Origin of the sequence: Arthrobacter sp. 4R501 (genome assembly GCF_002929755.1) — a bacterium.
Taxonomy (GTDB): domain Bacteria; phylum Actinomycetota; class Actinomycetes; order Actinomycetales; family Micrococcaceae; genus Arthrobacter.
The window spans coordinates 79,516-101,978 of the sequence record NZ_PJIW01000017.1 but is presented as its reverse complement, the minus strand read 5'-3'; the positions used below and the strand labels follow the sequence as shown (position 1 = coordinate 101,978).

Annotated in this window: 15 protein-coding genes and 1 tRNA gene; 9 read left to right on the top strand and 7 right to left on the bottom strand. The window is 65.4% G+C overall.

Annotated features, from left to right (window positions below; translation table 11 throughout):
* Positions 1 to 38: 38 nt before the first annotated feature.
* Positions 39 to 818, top strand: coding sequence for a phosphate ABC transporter ATP-binding protein PstB (pstB, locus tag CXR02_RS16845; protein WP_104063026.1), 780 nt, complete (start codon positions 39 to 41; stop codon positions 816 to 818).
* A gap of 184 nt (positions 819 to 1,002) precedes the next feature.
* On the opposite strand, the gene CXR02_RS16840 is transcribed toward pstB, so the two are convergent.
* From CXR02_RS16840 to CXR02_RS16830, 3 genes are all read right to left on the bottom strand, one after another.
* Positions 1,003 to 2,016, bottom strand: a complete 1,014-nt coding sequence (locus CXR02_RS16840) for an inorganic phosphate transporter (protein WP_104063025.1) — start codon at positions 2,014 to 2,016, stop codon at positions 1,003 to 1,005.
* A gap of 1 nt (position 2,017) precedes the next feature.
* The gene (locus CXR02_RS16835; RefSeq protein ID WP_104063041.1) at positions 2,018 to 2,635 is read right to left on the bottom strand and encodes a DUF47 domain-containing protein; all 618 of its coding nucleotides are present in this window, start codon (positions 2,633 to 2,635) and stop codon (positions 2,018 to 2,020) included.
* 270 nt (positions 2,636 to 2,905) lie between these two features.
* Positions 2,906 to 3,565 carry a hypothetical protein gene (locus CXR02_RS16830; protein ID WP_058930351.1) on the bottom strand — a complete coding sequence of 220 codons (660 nt, stop codon included), beginning with the start codon at positions 3,563 to 3,565 and terminating at the stop codon, positions 2,906 to 2,908.
* Positions 3,566 to 3,770: 205 nt separating this feature from the next.
* On the opposite strand from CXR02_RS16830, the gene CXR02_RS16825 reads away from it, so the two are divergent.
* Positions 3,771 to 3,843: transfer RNA gene (locus CXR02_RS16825), tRNA-Lys, on the top strand.
* 98 nt (positions 3,844 to 3,941) lie between these two features.
* Here CXR02_RS16825 and CXR02_RS16820 read toward each other — a convergent pair.
* Positions 3,942 to 4,859 carry an ANTAR domain-containing protein gene (locus tag CXR02_RS16820; RefSeq protein ID WP_258061050.1) on the bottom strand — a complete coding sequence of 306 codons (918 nt, stop codon included), beginning with the start codon at positions 4,857 to 4,859 and terminating at the stop codon, positions 3,942 to 3,944.
* Positions 4,860 to 5,293: 434 nt separating this feature from the next.
* Between CXR02_RS16820 and CXR02_RS16815 the strand changes: the two genes are divergently transcribed.
* From CXR02_RS16815 to malQ, 3 genes are all read left to right on the top strand, one after another.
* Positions 5,294 to 5,878: an HhH-GPD-type base excision DNA repair protein gene (locus CXR02_RS16815; RefSeq protein ID WP_104063023.1), complete on the top strand. Its 585-nt coding sequence runs from the start codon at positions 5,294 to 5,296 to the stop codon at positions 5,876 to 5,878.
* Positions 5,879 to 5,884: 6 nt separating this feature from the next.
* Positions 5,885 to 6,889, top strand: coding sequence for a LacI family DNA-binding transcriptional regulator (locus CXR02_RS16810; protein ID WP_104063022.1), 1,005 nt, complete (start codon positions 5,885 to 5,887; stop codon positions 6,887 to 6,889).
* 114 nt (positions 6,890 to 7,003) lie between these two features.
* Positions 7,004 to 9,244, top strand: coding sequence for a 4-alpha-glucanotransferase (gene malQ, locus CXR02_RS16805; RefSeq protein WP_104063021.1), 2,241 nt, complete (start codon positions 7,004 to 7,006; stop codon positions 9,242 to 9,244).
* 42 nt (positions 9,245 to 9,286) lie between these two features.
* Here malQ and CXR02_RS16800 read toward each other — a convergent pair whose 3' ends face one another.
* On the bottom strand, positions 9,287 to 12,112 hold the full coding sequence (locus CXR02_RS16800) for an FAD-binding and (Fe-S)-binding domain-containing protein (RefSeq protein WP_104063020.1): 2,826 nt from the start codon (positions 12,110 to 12,112) through the stop codon (positions 9,287 to 9,289).
* Complete coding sequence (locus CXR02_RS16795) at positions 12,112 to 13,869, bottom strand: L-lactate permease (protein WP_104063019.1); 1,758 nt, start codon at positions 13,867 to 13,869, stop codon at positions 12,112 to 12,114. The genes CXR02_RS16800 and CXR02_RS16795 overlap by 1 nt, the downstream gene beginning before the upstream one ends.
* 157 nt (positions 13,870 to 14,026) lie before the next feature.
* On the opposite strand from CXR02_RS16795, the gene CXR02_RS16790 reads away from it, so the two are divergent.
* Positions 14,027 to 14,719, top strand: a complete 693-nt coding sequence (locus CXR02_RS16790; RefSeq protein WP_104063018.1) for a GntR family transcriptional regulator — start codon at positions 14,027 to 14,029, stop codon at positions 14,717 to 14,719.
* 101 nt (positions 14,720 to 14,820) lie between these two features.
* Here the strand turns inward: CXR02_RS16790 and CXR02_RS16785 are convergent, their stop codons facing one another.
* Positions 14,821 to 17,844, bottom strand: a complete 3,024-nt coding sequence (locus CXR02_RS16785; RefSeq protein ID WP_258061053.1) for an alpha-amylase family glycosyl hydrolase — start codon at positions 17,842 to 17,844, stop codon at positions 14,821 to 14,823.
* Positions 17,845 to 18,160: 316 nt separating this feature from the next.
* Here CXR02_RS16785 and CXR02_RS16780 point away from each other — a divergent pair, with 316 nt between their 5' ends.
* From CXR02_RS16780 to mmsA, 3 genes are all read left to right on the top strand, one after another.
* The gene (locus tag CXR02_RS16780; RefSeq protein WP_104063016.1) at positions 18,161 to 18,988 is read left to right on the top strand and encodes a putative protein N(5)-glutamine methyltransferase; all 828 of its coding nucleotides are present in this window, start codon (positions 18,161 to 18,163) and stop codon (positions 18,986 to 18,988) included.
* A 705-nt stretch (positions 18,989 to 19,693) separates the two neighbouring features.
* Positions 19,694 to 20,821 carry a multiple monosaccharide ABC transporter substrate-binding protein gene (gene chvE / locus CXR02_RS16770; RefSeq protein ID WP_104063015.1) on the top strand — a complete coding sequence of 376 codons (1,128 nt, stop codon included), beginning with the start codon at positions 19,694 to 19,696 and terminating at the stop codon, positions 20,819 to 20,821.
* A gap of 109 nt (positions 20,822 to 20,930) precedes the next feature.
* Positions 20,931 to 22,460, top strand: coding sequence for a multiple monosaccharide ABC transporter ATP-binding protein (gene mmsA / locus CXR02_RS16765; RefSeq protein ID WP_104063014.1), 1,530 nt, complete (start codon positions 20,931 to 20,933; stop codon positions 22,458 to 22,460).
* Positions 22,461 to 22,463 lie beyond the last annotated feature (3 nt).

The following is a 22,463-nucleotide window of genomic DNA, read 5'->3' as shown; positions in this document are numbered from 1 at the left end:
TAGACTTCAATCCAGACCCCAGCAAGTGAAGGAACACCATGTCTAAGCGCATCGACGTCAAAGACCTGAACGTGTACTACGGCGATTTTCTGGCCGTGGAGGATGTCAGCATCAACATCGAGGCCAAGTCCGTAACGGCCTTCATCGGTCCCTCAGGCTGTGGCAAGTCCACGTTCCTGCGCACCCTGAACCGCATGCACGAGGTTCTGCCCGGCGCCCGCGTCGAAGGCGAAGTCCTGATGGACGGCGACAACCTCTACGGCCCCGGCGTGGACCCCGTGACGGTGCGTTCCCAGATCGGCATGGTCTTCCAGCGGCCCAACCCGTTCCCCACGATGTCCATCCGCGACAACGTGCTGGCCGGCGTCAAGCTGAACAACAAGAAGATCTCCAAGGGCGAGGCCGACGTCCTCGTGGAGAGGTCCCTCCAGAGCGCCAACCTCTGGAACGAGGTCAAGGACCGCCTGGAGAAGCCCGGATCCGGCCTGTCAGGCGGCCAGCAGCAGCGACTCTGCATCGCCCGTGCCATTGCAGTGGAACCACAGGTGATCCTCATGGACGAGCCGTGCTCCGCGCTGGACCCGATCTCCACGCTGGCCATCGAGGACCTCATTAACGATCTCAAGGACCAGTACACAGTGGTGATCGTGACCCACAACATGCAGCAGGCCGCTCGCGTTTCGGAAAAGACGGCGTTCTTCAACATTGCCGGTACCGGCAAGCCGGGCAAGCTGATCGAATACGGGAACACTCAGGTCATCTTCAACAACCCCACCGTGAAGGCCACCGAGGACTACGTCTCCGGCCGCTTCGGATAATCCCCACCGCCGCCCTAACCTCGCAAGCTCGGCCAGGGAACCCTGGCGGTGTGGGCCCATCCATCCGCTCCCCAGGCTCGCAAGCTCGGCCAGGGAACCCTGGCGGTGTGGGCCAATCCATCCGCTCCCCAGGCTCGCAAGCTCGCCCGGTGGGGACAGTCGATGCGGCGTTTAAGGCTTGCGCTCAGCCCGCCAAAGGTGACATCGCCAGGGCCAGCACGAAGGCCCCGGCCGCGGCTGCCGCAGGGGTGAGGACCCACAGCGCCAGGATCTGCATGACCAGCTTCCGGTTGGTTACGGAGAAGTTCTGGTTCTCGCCCGCGCCCAGCACGGCGGACGTCACGATGTGGGTGGTGGACACGGGCCAGTGCAGTCCGATGGCGCCCACGAACAGGATCACCGCGCTGAAGATCTGGGCCACAGAGCCCCGCAACGGGTCAATCCGGGTGATTTTGTAGCCGATGGTTTGAGAGATCCGCCAGCCGCCGAAAAGCGTTCCCACCGTTATCATCACCGCGGAGAGCAGCGCCACCCACATGGGGATAGTGCCGCCGTCGGAATATCCAGCCGCCAGCAGGGCCAGCAGCAGCACGGCACTGATCCGCTGGCCGTCCTGCAGGCCGTGCCCGAATGCCACGGCGCCGGCGGCGATGGACTGGCTGCGGCGGAAGCGTTGATTGACAACGTTGGGCTGGGTGTAGCGTGCCGCCCACGTGACTGGGAAAACCAGCAGGAACGCGCCGCTGTAAGCAACCAGTGGCGACAGGAGCAACGGCAGGACCACCTGGAACAGCAGTGACTGGTTCACTGCGCCCACACCTGCGCCGCCCACGGCCAGGCTGGCCAGACCGGCGCCGCCCAGCCCTCCCACCAGGGCATGGGTGGAGGACGCCGGGATGCCGCGCCACCACAGCAGGACGCCCCAGACGCAGGCGCTCGCGAGCCCTGCAACCAGCATGCTAAGGCCGTTGGTGCCGTCTGGAAGGCTGATCCAGGTCTGGCTGATGGTTACCGCCAGGCTGGCGCTGAGCAGGGCGCCCAGGAAGTTGAAGAAGGCCGCAAGCAGCACGGCCACGCTTGGCGTGAGCGCCCGGGTGCGGACAGCCAGCGCAACAGACGTGGAGGCGTCCCTGAAGCCGTTCAGGAAGGAAAATCCCGCGGCCAGCACAACCACCGCAGCAAAGATGACTGCGGTCACCTCAGGATTCCTTGACGATGATGCTGCCCACCTGGGTGGCAATGCGCCGCATGTCCTTGGTGACTTCCACCAGCTGGTTGGCGATGTCGCGGTGGCGGGAATACTGCGCCCACTTCATCTCGTGGATCATGTCCGCCACCCAGACCCGGTGCGACCGTTCGGCGCGCTTGGCAAGCCGCAGGATCTCAATCCAGTAGTCCTCCAGGTCATCGAGGTTGTTCAGCCGGCGCATGGCGTCCACCGTGAGTTCGGCCTGCCGGCTGATGATATCCACCTGGTCCGCCGCCCGTTTTGGCAACCGCTCCAGCTTGTACAGGGCCACCAGCTCGGCGGCGCCGTCCAGTTTCTCGATGGCCTCGTTGAGGTAGCGGGACAGCGCGTACATGTCTTCGCGGGGTAGCGGGTTTACGAAGCTGGTGCGCATGTGGGTGAGCAGGGCGAAGTGAAGGTCGGCGGACGTGGCCTCGTGGTTGTGCATGTCGTCCACGAGCTTGGCGTGCTCCGCGGCAGGTACGCCAAGGATCTCTGCCATGGTGGCGCTGGCATGCACAATTTGCTGGGCCATCTGGGACAGCAGGGTCAGCCCTGCGGGCTCCTGGGGAAAAAGGCGCAGCTTCACGTTGGGATACCGGTCTCCGGGGATGTACAGGGGTCGGGGGCCGCCCACTTGTGACTTGACGCAGGCCAGCAGCTGATGTTGATTCTACCGGCCCAGTGCCCGCGGCCTGTAAACAGGCGCAAAAAATGGTGCCGAACCGGATACGCCTCTCGGCGGTAGGCCGCTCTAGGCGGCTAATTGTTGAAGCCCGGGGGTTTCGCGGCTCGACACCAGTTTCAGTGTTCTACGTTGCTTGGCCCAAGTCAACATTGACAGATCGGCGCTGGTGGTTCAGTCCAGCTCGCCCAGCCGCCAGGCGTTTGCCGCATGTTCAAGGTCCTCGGCCGTCTTCACGAGCTGGTGCGAGTTCCGCGTGAGCTTGCTTGCGTGGGCCTCGTTGCCGTGCTCGGCACCGTCGGCGATCGTCGCCTGGCCGAGCGCCACCACGCGGCAGAACGCGGCGGAACGTTCCAGCGCGACGTCGAACTCGCCGTCGAACGCTCCGGAGAGAATGGCGTCAGCCATGGTCCGCATTTCCTCGGCTCCCGGCGGTTCAGCGGCGCCGGCCACCACGTTGGAAACCTGCGCGGTGTCCTTGCCTGCCCGGAAGTACACGGAGATCCGTTCGGGGTCCTGGACGGTGGCGGCGCGCAGGGCGTACAGCCGCCAGAGGGCGCCGGGCAGCGAACGCGCCGGGCTTTCCGCCCACATCTCCGCGATGGCCTCCAGGCCCTGCTCGTCGGTCAGCTTGACCAGGCGTTCGGTGATGACGGGATCGTCGCTGTCGCGTCCGTGGCGCACCAGTGCCTGGGCGGCGAGGTGGGCGGCCTCGGAGACGCGCGCAGGATCGGGGCCGCCTGCGAACGGCTCAAAGTCGATGGGGGCGAACGGCTTGGGCTTGTGATGCCGGTTGGCTCCGCCGTAATGACTGGGTCCTGCTTGTTCGCTCATGCCCCCCACGCTACTCCTGTGCCGCGCGGGAAATCGAGTACTGTTTGCAGCCAGGATGGACCTTGCCAGCGCCGGTGACGCTGTGCGGAATTCGGAACATACGACGGCGGCGGACAACTTGCGTGCCAAAGCCGCCCCGTGTGTGGGGTAAAGTATTTTACGTCCAGAAATGGACTGGGCTGATCGGTTGTTTGACCGTCGGCTGGGGCCTTTAGCTCAGTTGGTAGAGCATCGGACTTTTAATCCGTGGGTCGTGGGTTCGATCCCCACAGGGCCCACCCACGCGGAAGACCAGAGACACTTCGTCTCTGGTCTTCTTTCGTGTACACCCCAGCACGGGCATTGGCGGTGGCCAACGTGGATGACCTGAGGCAGCCTAATGCTCGAAATGCGTGTCCGGTGCTCCGCCTGGCAGGTTCGCCAGGATCCCCTCAGCCACCTTGCGGAGCTTGATGTTCCGGTGGCTGGATGCCTTGGCGATGATGGCAATTGCGTCGTTGTAGGAGCACCTGTTCTGCGCCATGATGACGCCGCAGGCAATGTCGATGGACGTCCGGCTTTCCAAGGCTGACTGCAGGTCCGACGCCCTGGTGCTGGCCGACTCCAACTCAAGGGCCAGCCTGAGGCCGCGGGACGCGAGGTCGGTGAAACTGCGGGCCTCGGCGATGACGTGCAGCGGGAACGCCTGGGGGCTGGCTGCGAAGAAGGCCAGGGCGGCCTCGGTGCCCTCATCCAGGGAAAGCCGCAGGCCCAGGACGCTGTCGAACCCGGCGTCCTGCAGGTGCCGCCTGTAGCGTCCCCAGCGGAAGTCGGAGGCCACGTGATTCATGGCCGCGGTTCCTGTGCCGGTGAGGGCTTCGGTCAGGGGGCCTTCGCCGACCTCCTTTTCCAGCCGGGCCAACGTCGCGGTCCGCGTGCCCGTTCCAGCGGTGGCTCTGGAGCGTTTAACCCGGCTCAGGACCAGGGCGCATTCGATGGGAACGCCCGCGAGCCGGCTCAGCGTGGCCGCTCCCAGATGGGCCAGGATCTCCAGGGAGTCAGACAGGTCCTTCGAGCCGGTGACCAAATCGGGGATAAGCCCGTCGACGCCGACCATCCCGATGGTGAACGCCTTGGCTGCCGGTTCCGCGCCAGGACGATCGCCCGGTGCCGCGATGGGCCTGCGGTCCGGGATTGCCGCCGGCCCCGGATGCGGGGCTGCATGCTGGGTGGTGTGTTGGGCCGGATGAGCCGGCGCTGGCCTCCTGCCCGCCGACGCGTGTGCCTGGGAAGCCTCGGATCGGGAATACTTCACGTCCGCCTCCCGCCGGGACACCAGGAACTGATCGGAAGCGTTGGATGAATATGGGGCGTGGAGGACAAAGGGCCGGCGACGGCTGGGGGAGAGGCCTTGGTCTCTAAGACCTCCTCGTCGCCGGCCCCGCTTATTTCCCGGACCCCTTGGAGCGGGAAAACGCGGCTGCCGAGTCGTGTATTCATCCTTCCCACAACCCCCTAGTGAGACATCCAAACCAGTGCGGTTTGCGAGTCTTAACTCATTACTCGAAGGTAGTTCTGGCTTGGTCCCCGGCAACCGCGTAATCGGTACTTGTTTTTCAAATTAGGTAGTACTTGGTTTTTCGGAAGAACTACTCAACTCCGCGCTGATGAGTTCTCCTCCGCCGGCACGATCACCATGAGCATGGACAAAAACTCCAGGTCATGACGCAGGCCGCGGGAGGTGGAAGGATGAGGGCCATGGAACTGCATATCACGGGTGACCCGGCCGCCGACCAACTGCTGACCGATGACGCGTTTGCGCTGCTGACAGGCATGCTGCTGGACCAGCAGGTAACCATGGAATCCGCCTTTGCCGGGCCGGAGAAGATCCGGGCCCGGATCGGGTCCATCGCCCCGGCCGCGGTGGCCGCGTACGAACCTCAGGCTTTCGTCGACGTGTTCAAGGAACGGCCCGCGGTGCACCGGTTCCCCGGCTCGATGGCGGGACGTGTCCAGGCGCTCGCCGAGACGGTGCAGCATGACTGGGACGGCGACGCGACGCTGATCTGGACCAAGGGCGACCCGGACGGCCCGGAGGTGCTGCGCCGCCTGCAGGCACTGCCAGGATTCGGGGAGCAGAAGGCAAAGATTTTCCTTGCGCTCCTGGGGAAGCAGCGCGGGCTGAACGCACCCGGCTGGCGCGAGGCCGCCGGCCACTACGGCCAGGAGGATGCCTTCCTTTCGGTTGCCGACATCGTGAGTCCTGAATCGCTCGCGAAGGTGCGGGCCAGCAAGCAGGCAGCAAAGGCGGCGGCCAAGGCTGCCAAAGGCTGACCGCTCATGGCCGTGACCATGAACGATGTGGCGCGCGTCGCCGGGGTGTCGTTGAAGACCGTGTCGAACGTGCTCAACGACTACGAGTTCATTCGGCCGGCCACCAGGCAACGGGTCCAGGACGCCATTGACGCACTGGGCTACGAGGCGAACCTGACAGCTCGCAGCCTGCGCTCCGGGAAGACCCACATGTTGGGCCTGGTGCTGTCCGATCTCGCCGCGCCGTACTACGCAGAGCTGGCCTCAAGGGTGATGACGGTGGCGGAGCAGCGCGGCTACCGCGTGCTGGTGGAACAGTCCGGCGCCCTGGAAGCCAACGAACTCGGTGCCCTGCAGGGTCCGCTGCGGCAGCTGACCGACGGACTCCTGTTCACGCCACTCGTCATGAGGGCCGACGCCGTCACCTCCCACCGCGGCACTAAGCCGGTGGTGCTGCTCGGCGAGCACATTCGGGATCCCCGGCTGGATCTGGTCACCATGAAAAACCAGGACGCCGCTCAGGCCCTCACCGCCCACCTGGTGGCGGGAGGCCGCCGTCGTATTGCCGTGCTCGGCGCCCATCCTGGCGAATCAGCGGGCTCGGCCGGCCTGCGGCTCAACGGTTACCGGAGCGCACTGGAGGACTCCGGAGTCCCGTTTGACCCGGCCCTGGTGGCACCCGGGGAATGGCGCCGCGACGGGGGAGCAGCCGCCGTCGCCGGCCTCCTGGAACACGGCATTCCGTTCGACGCCGTCTTCGGGCTCAACGACGCCCTCGCCTTGGGCGCCATGCACGAACTGCTCGTCCGTGGTGTGAACGTGCCCCAGGACGTTGCCGTGGCGGGCTTTGACGACATCGACGAGGCACGGTTCGCCTCGCCGTCGCTCACCACCGTGTCGCCCGGCATGGACGAGATTGCGGAACGGTCCGTCGGGTTGCTGATCGACCGGATTGACGGGCTGGAAGCGAGGGCAGACGGGGTCCACGCGGAGGCGGGCTTTGACCTGATAATCCGGGATTCGGCGCCCTGAGGGCTGCCGCCGGACTATCGTTGGCTGCAACAGTCGTGCGCGGGGGCGTGTTGCTCCCGTGCGTCAGCAAGCAATGTAAGTTCGGGCCCATCACACCAGACGAGGCGGACATCCATGAAGGCTCCAGACCAGCAGCACGCTCAAATTTTCGGCACGCCGGTTCCACCGGGCGATGGTGATGCCGCCGGTCATGAGCCCGTGGACCGGCACCTGCTCCAACGCCTCGCCGACGTTCACGGCGTGGGAACCTCGTTCCACGGCTGGGACGGGCTGCCGCACAGCGTCGCCCCGGAGACGCTGACCAAGGTCCTGGCGGCGCTGGGCGTCCCCGCCCACACGAACCAGCTGATCGAAACTGCCCTGGCCGAGGCGGAAGTGGCGCCGTGGCGGCGGATGCTGCCGCCCGCCGTCGTGGTCCAGCAGGGCCAAGCCGCACTGGTTCCCGTCCACGTCAAGGACGGCGCCACGGCCCGCCTGAGGGTTGTGCTGGAGGCCGGCGCGGGCGGGCCCGTAGACGCAGTCCAGCAGGACGTCTGGGTGCCGCCCCAGGACGTGGATGGCGTGGCCACCGGCCGGGCCACCTTCGTCGTGCCGGAGGGGTTGCCGCTGGGTTGGCACACGCTGCAGGCAGAGTCCGACGGCGTCACAGCAGAGGGCACGCTGGTGGTGGTTCCGGCGCGGCTCACCACCGCCGATTCCCTGGCGGAGCGTCGGGGATGGGGCCTGGCCACGCAGCTCTACTCCGTGCGGTCCAAACGTTCCTGGGGGATCGGCGACTTCGCCGACCTCGCGGATCTGGCCACGCTCAGCGGCGCCCGTGGTGCGGACTACGTGCTGGTCAACCCGCTGCACGCCGCGGAACCCGTGCCGCCGGTCCAGCCGTCGCCCTACTCGCCGTCCACGCGGCGCTTCTTCAACCCGCTGTACATCCGGGTGGAGGCCATCCCGGAAATCGCCTACCTGAAGCCGCGTAAGCGCGCGGCGGTGGACAGCTTGCAGGAGCAGGTCCAGGCCCTGAACAAGGACGGCGAACGGCTGGACCGGAACGCCGCATACGCCGCCAAGCTCCAGGCCCTGGAACTCCTGTATCACGCCCGGCGCTCGCTGGCGCGGCAGGCAGCGTTCGACGAATTCTGCCGGATCTCCGGCTCCGGGCTGGATGACTTTGCGCTGTGGTCTGCCATCCGGGAAGACCTGGCACCGCACCATCCGCTGTGGACCGACCCGGACTGCGCGCTGGGATCCCCTGAAGCGGAGTCGCTGCGCGGGAAGCTTGCGGACAGGATCGGGTTCCACCGCTGGCTGCAGTGGATCTGTGACGAGCAGCTTGAGAACGCGCAGCAGGCGGCGCGCCGGGCGGGGATGCGGCTGGGCGTGGTGCACGATCTTGCGGTGGGCGTGGACCTCAGCAGCGCCGACGCCTGGACCCTCCGCGATGTCCTGGCGCCCGGGATCAGCGTGGGGGCGCCGCCGGACATGTACAACCAGCTGGGCCAGGACTGGAACCAGCCGCCGTGGCATCCCGCCCGTCTGGCGGAGGCCGGCTACGCGCCGTTCCGCAACATGCTCTCCACCGTGCTCCGGCATGCCGGCGGCATCCGGGTGGACCACGTGCTGGGCCTGTTCCGCCTCTGGTGGGTGCCGGCCGGCAACTCCCCGCGCGATGGCGCCTATGTCACGTACGACCACGAAGCACTGATCGGTATCCTGGCGCTGGAGGCCCAGCGCGCCGGGGCCGTGGTGATCGGCGAGGACCTGGGAACCTTCGAGCCGTGGGTGCGCGACTACCTCGCTGCCCGCGGCATCCTGGGCACCTCCATCCTCTGGTTCGAGAACGACGGCGATTCACCCCTGCCGCCGGAGCTGTACCGCACGCAGGCCCTCGCCAGTGTCAACACCCACGACCTGCCGCCCACCGCCGGCTACCTGGCGGGCGACCACGTGGCCCTTCGCAGCAGGCTGGGCCTCCTGGAACGCCCCGAGGCGGAAGAGCGGGCGGAACACACTGCCACGCTCGAAAAGATGATGGGGCTGCTGCGGGAACGCGGCCTGCTGCCTGACGGTGGCGCTACCGCCGACGGTGGCACCGGCAGCACCGGCAGCGAGGAACGCACCATAGAGGCGCTGCACCGCCTGCTGGCGCAGACGCCGTCGGTCCTTCTCGGGGTGGCGCTGGTGGATGCCGTGGGGGAGCGGCGGGTGCAGAACCAGCCCGGCACCACCGAGGTGCTGTACCCGAACTGGCAGGTCCCGCTCGGTGGTCCGGACGGTAAGCCGGTGTTTATCGACGACCTTCCTGCCAATCCGCGGTTCAACACTTTGCTGGGAGCAGTCGCGGAGGCGCTCCGCGGCTGACCCACGCCGCAGCTGACGCACGGTAACCCGCTTTGCCGTGGGTCAGCGGGTAACCTCCTCCAGGAGTTCCAGCACGTGGCGGTACTGCGCGCCGGTTGCCCGCGTCATGCCCAGTTCGCAGGTCCGGTTGCAGGAGGCGTGCGCCGCAGCGCCCATGTCCGCCACTTCCGCGGCCTGCTTTGCGGTAGCTGATGCCGTCAGCTCCGGGTGCAACATGCCGCGGTCCCCGGCGAATGCGCAGCAGCCCCAGTTTTCCGGGACCTCCACGCGATCGGCGACGGCGCCGGCCACGGCACCGAGGGCATCGTTGAGCCCCATCCGGCTGGAGGAGCAGGTGGGGTGCAGGGCCAACAACTCCAGCTTCCGGTGGTCGGGCAGTCCGGGAAGGATCCGGTCCGCAACGAAATCCACGGCGTCCACCATGCGCAATGGACGCTGCCTTGCTGCCGGCGTGTCCGATTCGACGGCCTGTCGCAGGCCCTCGGTGCAGGAGGACGCGTCGCAAACGATGGGCAGCTCGCCGTCCCGGGTGGCCGCCCGGAGCGCTGCGAGGGTCTTCTCCCGCATCGTTTCTTGGCCGGCGACCATGCCTTTGGAAGACCAGGGGGTGCCGCAGCAGAGGCCGTCGATCCCTTCCGGGACAAGGAGCAGGAGCCCTGCCCTGGCACAAAGCTGTTCGAAGCTGTACTGGACGCCTTTCCCGAGGCTGTCCTGGGCCGTACCCGCGGGCCCGAACATCGTCCCCACGCACGCAGGGAAGTAGACAGCGTCCACTTCGCCCGCCGGTGTCGGACGCTTCCGCACCGAACCGCCGCCCGGCAGTTCGGCCGAATACAGCGGGACTGTGTCTGCCCCAAGCACTGCCCGCGCGGCCTTATTGGGCGGGGCGATGGCGGCGGCCGGGAGCTTGTTCACCACAGTCAGGGCCAGCGAAGCACCCCGGGTGACGCCTTCCCAGTGCTTGGCGGCGGCATTCCACGCCCCGTTGGCGAGCGGGCCGGCGTCGGACTTCCGCAGCTTCTTTACCAGCGATCCGGTGTTGATGTCCACCGGGCAGGCGGTCTGGCACATTCCGTCCACGGCGCAGGTGTCCACTGATTCGTACTTGTAGTCCTTTTCCAGTTCCTTGACCAGCGCCGTGTCCCCGGCGAGCCGCGCGGATTCGATGGCGCGTAGCGTGACGATCCGCTGCCGCGGCGTCAGGGTGATGTCCTTGCTGGGGCACACCGGCTCGCAGTAGCCGCAGGAGACGCAGCGGTCCACCTCTTCGGCGACCGGCGGCGCGGTCTTAATGTGCCGCAGGTGCGCCAGGGGGTCTTCGTCCATCAGCACGCCCGGGTTGAGCATCCCGGCAGGGTCGAACAGCCGCTTGATGCTGCGCATGACGTCATAGAGCTCATCGCCGTATTGCCTGCGGACGTAGGGTGCCATGACGCGCCCTGTCCCGTGCTCGGCCTTCAGCGATCCGCCCTCGGCCAGGACCAGGTCCACCATGTCTTCGGTGAAGGCGCTGTAACGGTCCAGTTCTTCGGCGGTGGCGAAACCGTCGGTGAGCATGAAGTGGACGTTGCCGTCCTTGGCGTGGCCGAAGATCACGCTGTTGCCGTAGCTGTACTTGTCGAAAAGCCGGATCAGTTCCCGGCAGGTGCGGCCCAGCACCGGGACGGGGACCACAATGTCTTCCAGCAGCGCGGTGGTGCCCTGGGGGCGCGCACCGGCGACGGAGGCGTAGAGGCCCTTGCGCAACTGCCAGAGCTGGCCCCGTTCCCGGGCGTCACCGGTGAACCGGGCGGGGGTGGAGAGCCCCAGGCCCATGAGGATGCCCTCGCCGTTGACTTGGAGCTCCGCCAAATGTCCGGCGCTGCCGGCGGAGTATTCCACGAGCAGGGCGGCATGGTCCCGGACCGCCAGGTCCTGCACGACGGCGGGCGTTCCCTTGAGCGTCTGGCCCACCTTCAGTGACAGCGCGTCCATCAGCTCAATGGTTGCGGCCCCTGTTTCTACGAGGGCAGGCAGGGCCGCGTTGGCCGCCTCGAGGTCCGGAAATACCAGCAGGCCCGCGGCGGCGTGCTGGAGCCGCGGGATGGTGCGGAAAATCGTCTCTGCCACGAAACCTAGGGTGCCTTCGCTGCCGACAATCAGGTGGGCCATGATGTCCACCGGCCTCTTGAAGTCCAGCAGGGAGTTCAGGCCGTAGCCCATAGTGTTCTTCATGGAAAACTGCTGCCGGATCCGGTCGACGGAGCCGGGGTTGTTCCGGACGCGCTCCGCCAACCGGGCCAAACCTTCGTAGAGTTCCGGTTCGAGGGCGCGGAGCTTTTGGTCGGCGTCGACCGCCCCGGTGTCGATCACGGTGCCGGAAGGCAGCACTACGGTCAACGACTCCAGCGTCCGGTAGGTGTTGTTCAAGGTCCCGCAATTCATGCCGGAGGAGTTGTTGGCCACCACGCCGCCGATGGTGCACGCCGCCTCGCTGGCCGGATCCGGGCCGAACTTGCGGCCGTAGCGGGCGAGCCTCGCGTTGAGCGACCGTACGGTGACGCCGGGCTGTACCCGGACCCGCGCGCCGTCGTCAAGCACTTCGATGTCCCGGAAGTTGCGGCGCACGTCCACCAGCACGCCGTCGGTAACCGCTTGGCCGCTCAGGCTCGTTCCGCCGGAGCGGAACGTCAGCGGCACACCCTGGGCAGCGCTCGCACGCAGCAGCCCGCCCACCTCGGCGGCGCTCCCCGCCGTGACCACAGCCTGCGGGATCAGGAGGAAGTGCGAGGCATCGTGGGCGTTCGCGTGCAGGTCGATGGCCCGGGTCTTCACCTGGGTGGGATCCTTCACCGCCGCGCGTAGGCCAGCTATGTCCAGGGGTGCCATCAGGGGACCATCCAGCCCAGTACGGGGGTGGACTGCAGGAAGATCAGCACGGTGATGAGCGCCAGCAGGCCGAGGCTCCAGCCGAGGAGCTTCCGGAAGAGGGTGCCCTCTGCACCGTCAAGGCCCACCGCGGCCGAGGCCACCGCCAGGTTCTGCAGCGACAGCATCTTGCCCATCACCCCTGCGGAGGAGTTGGAGGCGGCCATCAGCACCGGAGAAAGGCCGGTCTGCTCCGCTGCGGTGGCCTGCATCTGGCCGAACAGCGAGTTGGAGGAAGTATCGGAGCCGGTGAGTGCCACACCAATCCAGCCAATCAATGGTGAGAGGACGGCGAAGAAACCGCCCGCGGAGGCCAGCGCGAAGCCGAGCGTAGTGGTCTGGCCGGAGAGGTTCATCACGAAGGAGAGGCCCAGCACGGCCGTGACGGTAACGATGGTCCAGCGCAGCTGTACCAGGGTGTCCCGGTAGATGCGAAGGCCCTGTGATGCGGTGATCTTGTACAGCAGCATGGTGAGCAGGCCGGAGAACAGCAGCAGGGTGCCGGTCGCCTTGAGGTGGTCCAGCTTGAACTTCGTGGCCGCGACAGGCTTGCCGGCCGAGTCGGTGATGTCCAGGCCGGGCCAGGCGAACGTGAGGCTGCCAACCTGGCTCAGCCAGGCCTTGACGAACGGAATCTGAGCCACAGAGAACACCGCGATGATGATCAGGTAAGGGGCGATCGCCATCCAGATCTGCCGCGGCTCGGGCCGCGAGTTATCGGTGGGTACTGCACTGTCAGTTCGTTCAGCACTGCCTGTGGCGGGCTGTTCGGCAGAGTGCTTTGAGCTGGCTCCGCTCCCTGAACCGGCACCTGCGCGGGCACTGACGTTTGCGCGGGCGCTGACGGGGGCTGCCTCGGCTGCTTCCGGTGCGGCCTGAACGGCTCCTCCCATTCCGACGGTTTCTTTCGGCTGCCACACCTTCAGCATCAGGAGCACGGCGGCCACTGTTACCACGGCGGCCACAACGTCAGTGAGTTCCACGGCGAAGTAGTTGGAGGTGACAAACTGCGCCGCACCGAAGGCGACGCCTGCCACGAGGGCTACGGGCCAGGTCTGCTTCACTCCGCGCCGGCCGTCGACGATGAACACCAGCAGCAGCGGAACGATCAGGGCGATGAACGGAGTCTGGCGTCCGGCCATCGAGGAAAGCTCATTCAGCGGCAGGCCGGTGACGCCGTTCAGGGCGATGATCGGCGCGGCCATCGCGCCGAACGCTACCGGGGCGGTATTGGCCAGCAGCGAGACAATTGCTGACTTCAGCGGCTTCATTCCTGCAGCCATCAGCATGGCGGCGGAGATGGCCACGGGCGCGCCAAAGCCGGCCAGAGATTCCAGCAGGGCGCCGAAGCAGAAAGCGATCAGAATGGACAAAATCCTGAGGTCGTTCGAGATGGAACGGATAGTGCGTCCCAGCACTTCAAACCAGGGGGTAGCCACGGTGAGGCGGTAGATCCACAGCGCATTCACCAGGATCCACAAGATGGGGAACAGGCCGTAGAAGATGCCGGCCACGGTGGCGCTAAGGGCCTGGCTGACCGGCATCTGCCAGCCAACGATGGCAAGCACGAGGGACAGGGCGAGGCTGGACAGGGCTGCTTTGGGTGCCTTGACCTTGAAAACGCCCAGCAGAACAAATAGCAGAACGAGGGGAAGCGCCGCGAAAAGGGCGGAAAGCACTAGGGACCCGGCAATGGGGTCGAGGATCTGCTGAAACATGTGTCTCCAGATTGTGTTAGGCGTCACAACACCGTGGCGCCCTTCGATTGTCTAACAAGTACACATGTTGGTCAAGTGCATATGTTGACTTGTCTGGCAAGATTGAAGGAAATGGGTTTTATTCTGTTTGGGTTTTTGGTTCAGAGAGGACGCGCGCATGGTCGGCCGTATTGCAGCAGTCTCCATCGTGGACGCCATCGCTGCGGATCTGCGGAGCCGCGTCTTCTCGGGTGACCTAGGTTCCGGCGAGGCGCTCACGGAGACAGACGTCGCCACGTCGTATGAAGTGGCACGGCCCACCGCCAAGGCCTCGATCGAGAAGCTCGTGGCGGAGGGGCTGCTGGACCGCGGCACGCACAAGACCGCACGTGTTGTTGACCTCGGGCCGGAATCAGTGCGGGACATCTACCTGGCACGGGCCTATCTGGAAAGCGAAGTACTCCGCCGGCTGGCGCGCACCAAAAACGTGCCGCAAGGGGCGGTCCAGGCCAACCGCGATATCGCGGCATTGAAGTCGGGCGCGCCGCTGGATGTTGTGGAACCGGACATGCGTTTCCATACAAGCCTGATCGACGCAGTGGCCAATGAGCGCATCAGCCGGATGTACCGATCGCTTGTGGGTGAGGTGCGGCTGTGCATGGTCCGGGTCCAGTCGCTGCACCTCCTGGACACGGAGCTGATACTGGCCGAACACCAGAAGATCCTTGAGCTGATCGAGGGCGGCCAGGGCGAGGCCGCCGCCGAACTGCTGGACGAACACCTTGGGCGCGCGCGTGAACGGCTCGTCGCCGCTATGGGGGGAACAGCTGGCCCAGAGGCTGAGTATCCGTCAGGGCTGCTGCAGGAGTAGCCGGCACACAGCAATGCGGGTCACCGGTCGGTGCTCCGGAACGGACCGACGGTGCCCCGCATCGCGGTGCTAGGCGGCGCGGCGAAAAACAGCGCTGGGCCCTAGCCCGCCGTGAGCAGGTGGGTGACGTGGTCGTACCGGAAGGTGACCGCGCCGCCGTCGTGCGTGTAGGAGATGTTGCCGCCGTTGGCAACGCCGTCAGCCCCGTAATTCACGTCCCAATTGCGGTTCAGCGCCGCCTTGAACTCATACGTCCCGGCCGGCAGGTCCGGCACGGACAGCTTCCACACCAGCGTTGCCGGGTCCAGGATCAGCTGGGCCTGGTCGCACGTGGGATCCCAGTCCGCGCCGCACCCGAGTTCGGTGTCAAGGCTCCCCGCGATAGCCACAGCGCCCGGCTGTTGTGAGGCGTACCCGGCGCTGAGGACGTGCGTGCTGTTGTCGTAGCGGAAGGTGACGGCCCCGCCGGGGTGGTCCAACACGATGTCGCTGCCGTCAGGGATTCCGTCGGCGCCATAGTTCACGTCCCAGCTGCCGTTGAGCGCGGCCTTGTACTTGTACTGCCCGGCGGGCAGGTCGGCCGTGAGCCGCCAGATGTTGTCCGCCGGGTCCAGCGTCATGAACGCGGCTGGGCAGGCCGGGTCCCAATCCGCAGGGCAGCCCATCTCTGAGTTCAGCGACCCGGCCACGGTCACCGAATCCGGCTGCGGGGCGTCGCCGACCGTTACCGTCCGCAGCTCGCTGACCACGCTGAAGCCCGGGCCGCTCATGCTGGCGCGGTACTGCACCTTCGTGCCGTCCGCGAGCTCAAGTGCCGCCAGATCATCGGTGACCGAGTACACCGGTGAGGAGTCATCGGAGCCTACGGCCGTCCACTCGCCGCCCGCCACGCTGCGCTCGAAGGACACCACGTGGCTGGACTTTTCGGGATCGGCCGTTGCGCTGAGCTCAACGGCCCCCTCCACGCTGCTTCCTTCCACAGGCTTCTGGATAGTCAGGACCGGCGCCGGAACGTCGGCTGCCCGGGGCTGGCTGGTGGCTCGGTGGCCCCCGTTGTCCAGCACAGTGGCGCGGTATTCGAGGGCGGTGCCTGCTTCCAGGGCAGCAACATCGTGGAAGACCTGGTACGGCGCGGTGTCGTCGGTGCCGATCGGTGCCCAGCCACCGCCCGCCGTCCTGGCCTCAAAGGTGACCTCGTAGAACGAAGCACCGCCGACGTCGGCCGTTACGTTGATCCGGCCGTTATCTGCCGGTGCCGCGGCAGGTTCCTGGAGTGCGACGGCGGGAGCCGCCTTGGAGTGCGGGATGCGGCCCGATGACTGGTAGACCACGGCCGACAGCGGCGGGACGGTGACTGTCAGCTTTCCGTCCGCTGAGGTGTTCACCTCGTCTGCTCCCGCACCTGTGCTCCCATAAATACGTGTGTAGCTGCGCTTGCCGATGTAGGTGGGCACGTCGGCCGTCTGCGGCTGTTCGCTGTTGTTCAGGGCTACGACATACTCACGCTGGTCCTCCGCATCGGTGCGGGAGAAGGCGTAGATCCCGGGCCCTTCGGAGGCGTAGCGGTGCTGGTGGGCGCCGTCGCGCAGGGCCGGGTGGTCCTTGGTCAGGGCCGCGAGCTGGCTGATCTTGGCGTACAGCGGGTGGCCGGCGTTGAAGTTGTCGGTGGCGTGCGTGGCATCGGTGCCCAGCAGGTCGTCGTCGAGGTACTCCGGCACTTGGCTGGCGAAGAGCGTCTGCCGGGCGTCCTGGTCGCCGCCGGGACCGGTGAAGCCCTGCTCGTCGCCGTAGTAGATCACCGGATTGCCGCGGGCGAAGTACATCAGCTCGTGGGCCAGCTGGTCGCGTGCCACCTGTTCCGTGTCGCCTGACCCCGGGTTGTCGGCTGCGATGAAGCTGCCGATGCGGCCCATGTCGTGGTTGCCCAGGAAGGTGGGCAGTTGGTAGACGTTGGAATCGGCGTCGGTGTACCAGTCGTCGCCGGCGAAGAACGTCTCCAGCGAGCGGGTGTCCTGGCTCTTGGACGCGAAGTTCCGGGCGGCCTCCTGGAACGGGAAGTCCAGCACGGCCTGCATCTGGTTGCGGGTGGTGAACTGGGAGGTGAAGGACTTGGACGTGTCGAAGACTTCGCCGAACATAAAGAACTCGTCCTTGCCCTGCGTCTTGGCGTAGCTGAGCATCTCCGGGCCAAATTCCTGCCAGAACTCGTTGTTGACGTGCTTCATGGTGTCGATCCGGAAGCCGTCCACCCCGAAATCGCCGATCCAGGACTTGTAGATCTTCTCCATGCCGTCCACCACTTTGGGGTTCTCGGTGAAGAGGTCATCGAGTCCGAAGAAGTCGCCATAGTAGGAGTCCTCGCCCTGGAAGGTGGTGTCGCCGCGGTTGTGGTACAGCGTGGGATCGTTCAGCCAGGCGGGAACTTTCAGGTTCTCCTCGGCTTTATCCAGAACGGGAACGTAGGGGAAGGACGTCTTGGCCTCAAGCTCCGGGAAGTCGTCGGAGCCTGCGAAGTCGCGGTCGTCGAACGCCTCACCCGCCGCGGTCTTATACGGCTCGGCGTCCTTGGAAACGTAGGTCTTGCGGGCGCCCTCTTCGTAGCCGATCACGTCCGCGGTGTGGTTGGTGATGATGTCGAAGTACACCTTCATGCCACGCGAGTGGGCTTCGTCGATGAGGGCCTTCAACTCGTCGTTGGTTCCCAGATGGGGGTCGATCTGGGTGAAGTCGGTGATCCAGTAGCCGTGATAGCCGGCCGAATTGTCCTCGGGCTGCACCGCCTTGTTCTTGAAGCTGGGCGTGAGCCAGATGGACGTGGTGCCGAGGCCCTGGATGTAGTCGATCTTGTCGAGCAGCCCGGCCAGGTCGCCGCCGTTGTAGAAGCCCTTTTTCGTCGGGCTGAAGCCGGACACCATGGGGTCGCTGCCCAGGCCGCCGTCGTCATTGCTTGTGTCCCCGTTGCTGAAGCGGTCGGCCATCACAAAGTAGAAATTCTCGTCCGTCACCGGGGCGCGGAGGGAGTGAAGGGCCGACGGCGACCCCGGGTCCTTCGGGCCAGGCGCCGCGTGCGCCGGGAGGACGGAAGTGGAAGCGACTACGGCTGCGGCTGCGGCGAGCAGTCCCAGCCATGCTGTCAGCGGGTTGTTGAGGCGTTGGATGGAGCCTTTGCGGGTGCGTGTTTTCACGTCAGGAGACCTTCCTGGTAGCGGCGATGCTGTTCAGGCTGCTGTGGAGATGCGAGTGTGGTGGCGTCGGTTGGTGGTCAGATACGCGGTTCGCGCAGGCAGTGAGGGAGCGATCGCCAGGTGAACCACGGCACACTGTAAGCGCTTGCACTGAATAAATCCAGTCTTTTTAGACAGACGGCCAGGGGCTACCTTCGCGTACATTCAGAGGCGGGCGACGGCGCTCGGCGCCCATCGGATTGCGGAAGGTGCACCCATGTCAGCCACTGAATTGGATGTTGAGTCCCTTGCTGGGATCGCTGAGCGGCTTCGCTCGGCCGGGTGCGTCTTTGCGGAGGAGGAAGCCGAGCTTCTCCTCGCCGCGGTGTCCGGCCCGGCCGAAATCGCTGCGGCGGTGGAGCGGCGCGTTGCCGGGTACCCGCTGGAGCACATCCTGGGCTGGGCAGAGTTCTGCGGACTCCGGATTGAGCTCGATGCTGGGGTTTTTGTTCCGCGCCGCCGCACCGGGCTCGTGGTGAGTGAGGCCGCAGCCCTGCTCTCGGCGGACCCGAAGCGGAAGCACCGGGAGAGTTCGGAGCCCGCCGTTGTTGTGGACCTGTGTTGCGGGTCCGGTGCTGTGGGGGCCGCCATCGCCTTCCGGATTCCGGGGCTGGAACTCCATGCGGCGGACATTGACCAGGCCGCGGTGGCCTGCGCGCGCCGAAACATTGGCCGCGTGGGTGGCGAGGTCCACCAGGGCGACCTGTTCGATGCGCTGCCGCGCGCCATCAAGGGACGGATCCGTGTTCTGGGTGTCAACGCCCCCTATGTGCCCACCGGCGCCATCGATTCCATGCCGCACGAGGCACGCGAGCACGAACCATTGTGGTCGCTCGACGGCGGCACTGACGGACTAGAGTTCCACCGCCGCGTCGCTGCCGAGGCCAACGAATGGCTGCGGCCGGGCGGGAATCTCATCATCGAAACCAGCGAGCGGCAGGCCGCAGGGACGGCGTCGATCCTGGAGAGTGAGGGCTTCGCAGTCAGGACTGTCCGCTCGGAAGAACTGGACGGCACTGTTGTAGTCGGACAGGCTGGGCCTTAGTGGAGTTGCTGCCATCCGCGATGCCCAACCGCCTGGTCATGGGGGCCCATATCGCTGGATTCGTAATCCGATGGCGGTCGCGGCATTGTCCAGGGCGCCGCGATCGGCGTCATCCTGCAGTCCTGGCTCGTTGTCGCTTCCGAGGTCGTGGGCTCGCTGCTGTGGAACTACGCCATCAGGCCACTCGAGGAATCTGACCTCAAGGAACGGGCCGGCGAAGTATTCCTGCAACGCCGCGACAGGGTGGGGTTCTGGATCCCTCATGTATCGAAGACTTAGCGCCTTCCAAGACGATGGCTATGTCATTTTTTTGTGAGTCCTCTGCACAGGTTGCGTGGCCCGACGGTGCGGTCGTCTCCGTGGGGATCGAGGCGAACGCTCTCGCCGCGCTGACGGCCCGCGCCGTCTCGACGGCATCCGCACTGGAGCTCGGAGTTCCGAGTGGAGACGCCCGGCGTTTCCGCTCACCAATAAAAGTGATTTGACTCACATGCTACTCTGCAATATCCTGTTGTTAGCGCTAACAAGCAAGAGGCGGAACTTGGCTTCCGGCACGCAACCGACCTCCGCTCCTGCCTGTTGGCAGCTCTTCAGATGTCCAGGGCTCGGGCCCTGCACATCAAGGCAGTACCGCTCTACCGGCAAGCGCAGACGCCTGCCGACCCAGCAGCACTTCGCGGACCAGCTTCCGCGGGAGGAGAAATCGTGAGAATTAGGAAATTCCTGGGCGCCGTCGCCGTCGTCCTCGCAGTCGCTGTGGGTGCCACAGGGTGCGGAAGCCGGGGCGGAACAGCCACCACCCCGGAAACCACTGCGAATCCCAGTGAATCCCTGGTGGGTATCTCGATGCCCACCCAGACGTCCGAGCGTTGGATCGCCGATGGCGGAAACGTGGAAAAGTCCTTGAAGGGACTTGGTTACAAGACTGACCTGCAGTTCGCCAACGACGACATCCCCACGCAGGTATCGCAGATCGAGAACATGCTGACCAAGGGTGCCAAGGCGCTCATTGTCGCCGCCATCGACGGCACCACCTTGACCGATGTGCTCGCCAAGGCAAAGGAACAGAACGTCAAGGTCATCGCCTACGACCGCCTCATCAACGGCACCCCGAACGTTGATTTCTACACCACGTTCGATAACTACACGGTGGGCGTGCAGCAGGCAACATCGCTGCTGACCGGGCTGGGCCTGGTTGATGCCAGCGGCAAGAAGGTGGAGGGCAAGGGCCCGTTCAACGTTGAGCTTTTCGCCGGCAGCCCGGATGACAACAACGCCAACTTCTTCTGGACCGGCGCCATGGACACGCTGAAGCCGTACCTGGACGCCGGAACCCTCAAGGTCCCCAGCGGCCAGACCAAGTTCGAGCAGGCAGCCATCCTGCGCTGGCAGGCCCCCGTTGCCCAGAAGCGCATGGAGGACATCCTCACCGCGGCCTACAGCTCCGGGACCAAGCTCGACGGCGTGCTCTCCCCCTATGACGGCCTCTCCATCGGCATCATCTCGGCTCTGACCAGCACCGGCGGCTACGCCAAGGGCGACCTGCCGATCGTCACGGGCCAGGACGCTGAGAAGGGCTCCGTGAAGTCCATCATCGCCGGTGAGCAGTACTCCACCATCTTCAAGGACACCCGCCAGCTGGGTTCCCAGGCAGTGAAGATGGTGGACGCCCTGCTGAAGGGCCAGGAGCCGGAGGTTAACGACACCAAGACCTACAACAACAAGGTCAAGGTGGTTCCGGCCTACCTGCTCAAGTCCGTGATCATCACTGCGGAAAACTACAAGAAGGAACTCATCGACTCCGGCTACTACACAGACGCCGACGTCAAGTAACCAGCTTCCGGGGTTGCGGCCGGCCGCACGGCCTGGCCGCAACCCCTTCCCGTAGGCCCCTGCAGCCGCAGTCCGGTCCAGCTTTCCAACCAGTCAGTGGGAATTGACGATGAACACACCCATTCTTCAAATGCGAGGAATCACCAAGACGTTTCCGGGCGTGAAGGCCCTGCAGGATGTCACCCTAGACGTGAACCGTGGCGAGGTCCACGCCATTTGTGGCGAGAACGGGGCGGGCAAGTCCACCCTGATGAAAGTCCTGTCCGGGGTCTACCCGCACAACTCCTTCGACGGGGACATCCTTTTCGAAAACGAGCCGTGCCACTTCTCCAGCATCAACGACAGCGAGAAACGCGGCATCGTCATCATCCACCAGGAGCTCGCCCTGAGCCCCTACCTCTCGATCGCCGAAAACATCTACCTCGGAAACGAGCAGGCCAAAAACGGCTGGGTGGACTGGCGGAAGACCAACCTGGAGGCCGCGAAACTGCTGGCCCGGGTGGGCCTGAGCGAAAACCCCATCACTCCGGTCCAGCACATCAGCGTGGGCAAGCAGCAGTTGGTGGAAATCGCCAAGGCGCTCTCGAAGGAAGTCAAGCTCCTCATCCTGGACGAGCCCACAGCGGCGCTCAACGACGAGGACTCCGGCCACCTCCTGGACCTGATCCTGCATCTGAAGGGCCAGGGCATCACCAGCATCATCATCAGCCACAAACTCAACGAAATCCGCAAAGTCGCAGACGCCGTCACCATCATCCGGGACGGCAAAACCATCGAGACGCTCCGGCTCGATGAAGGCCAGATCACGCAGGAACGGATTATCCGCGGCATGGTGGGCCGGGACCTGGAAAGCCTCTACCCTGACCGGGACCCGAAGATCGGGGAGGAAGTCCTGCGGATCGAGGACTGGTCCGTCAGGCATCCGCAGGACCACACACGCATGGTGGTGCACAGCGCCAGCCTGAACGTCCGCAAGGGCGAAGTGGTGGGCCTCGCGGGCCTGATGGGAGCGGGCCGGACCGAGCTGGCCATGAGCGTTTTCGGACGCACTTACGGCACGGCGATGTCCGGGAAGGTGTACAAGTACGGCAAGGAAATCAACACCTCCACGGTGTCCCAGGCGATCGGGCACGGGATTGCCTATGCCACCGAAGATCGGAAGCACTACGGCCTGAACCTCATCGAGGATATCCAGCGGAACATCTCCATGGCCGCGCTCCGCAAGCTGGTCAAGGGCGGCTGGGTGGACAAAAACCGGGAAACGGTGGTGGCCAACGGCTACCGCAAGAGCATGAACATCAAGGCGCCCTCAGTTGCTGCCATCACCGGCAAACTGTCCGGCGGAAACCAGCAGAAGGTGGTGCTGAGCAAGTGGATGTTCTCGGACCCGGACGTGCTGATCCTCGATGAGCCCACCCGCGGGATCGACGTCGGCGCCAAATTCGAGATCTACACAATCATCGCCAGGCTCGCGGCGGAGGGAAAAGCTGTCATTGTCATCTCCTCGGAACTGCCCGAACTCCTCGGCATCTGCGACAGGATCTACACGCTGTCCGCCGGCCATATCACCGGCGAGGTGCCCATCGCCGAAGCATCCCAGGAAACCCTCATGCACTACATGACCCAAGAGAAGGAATAGGAC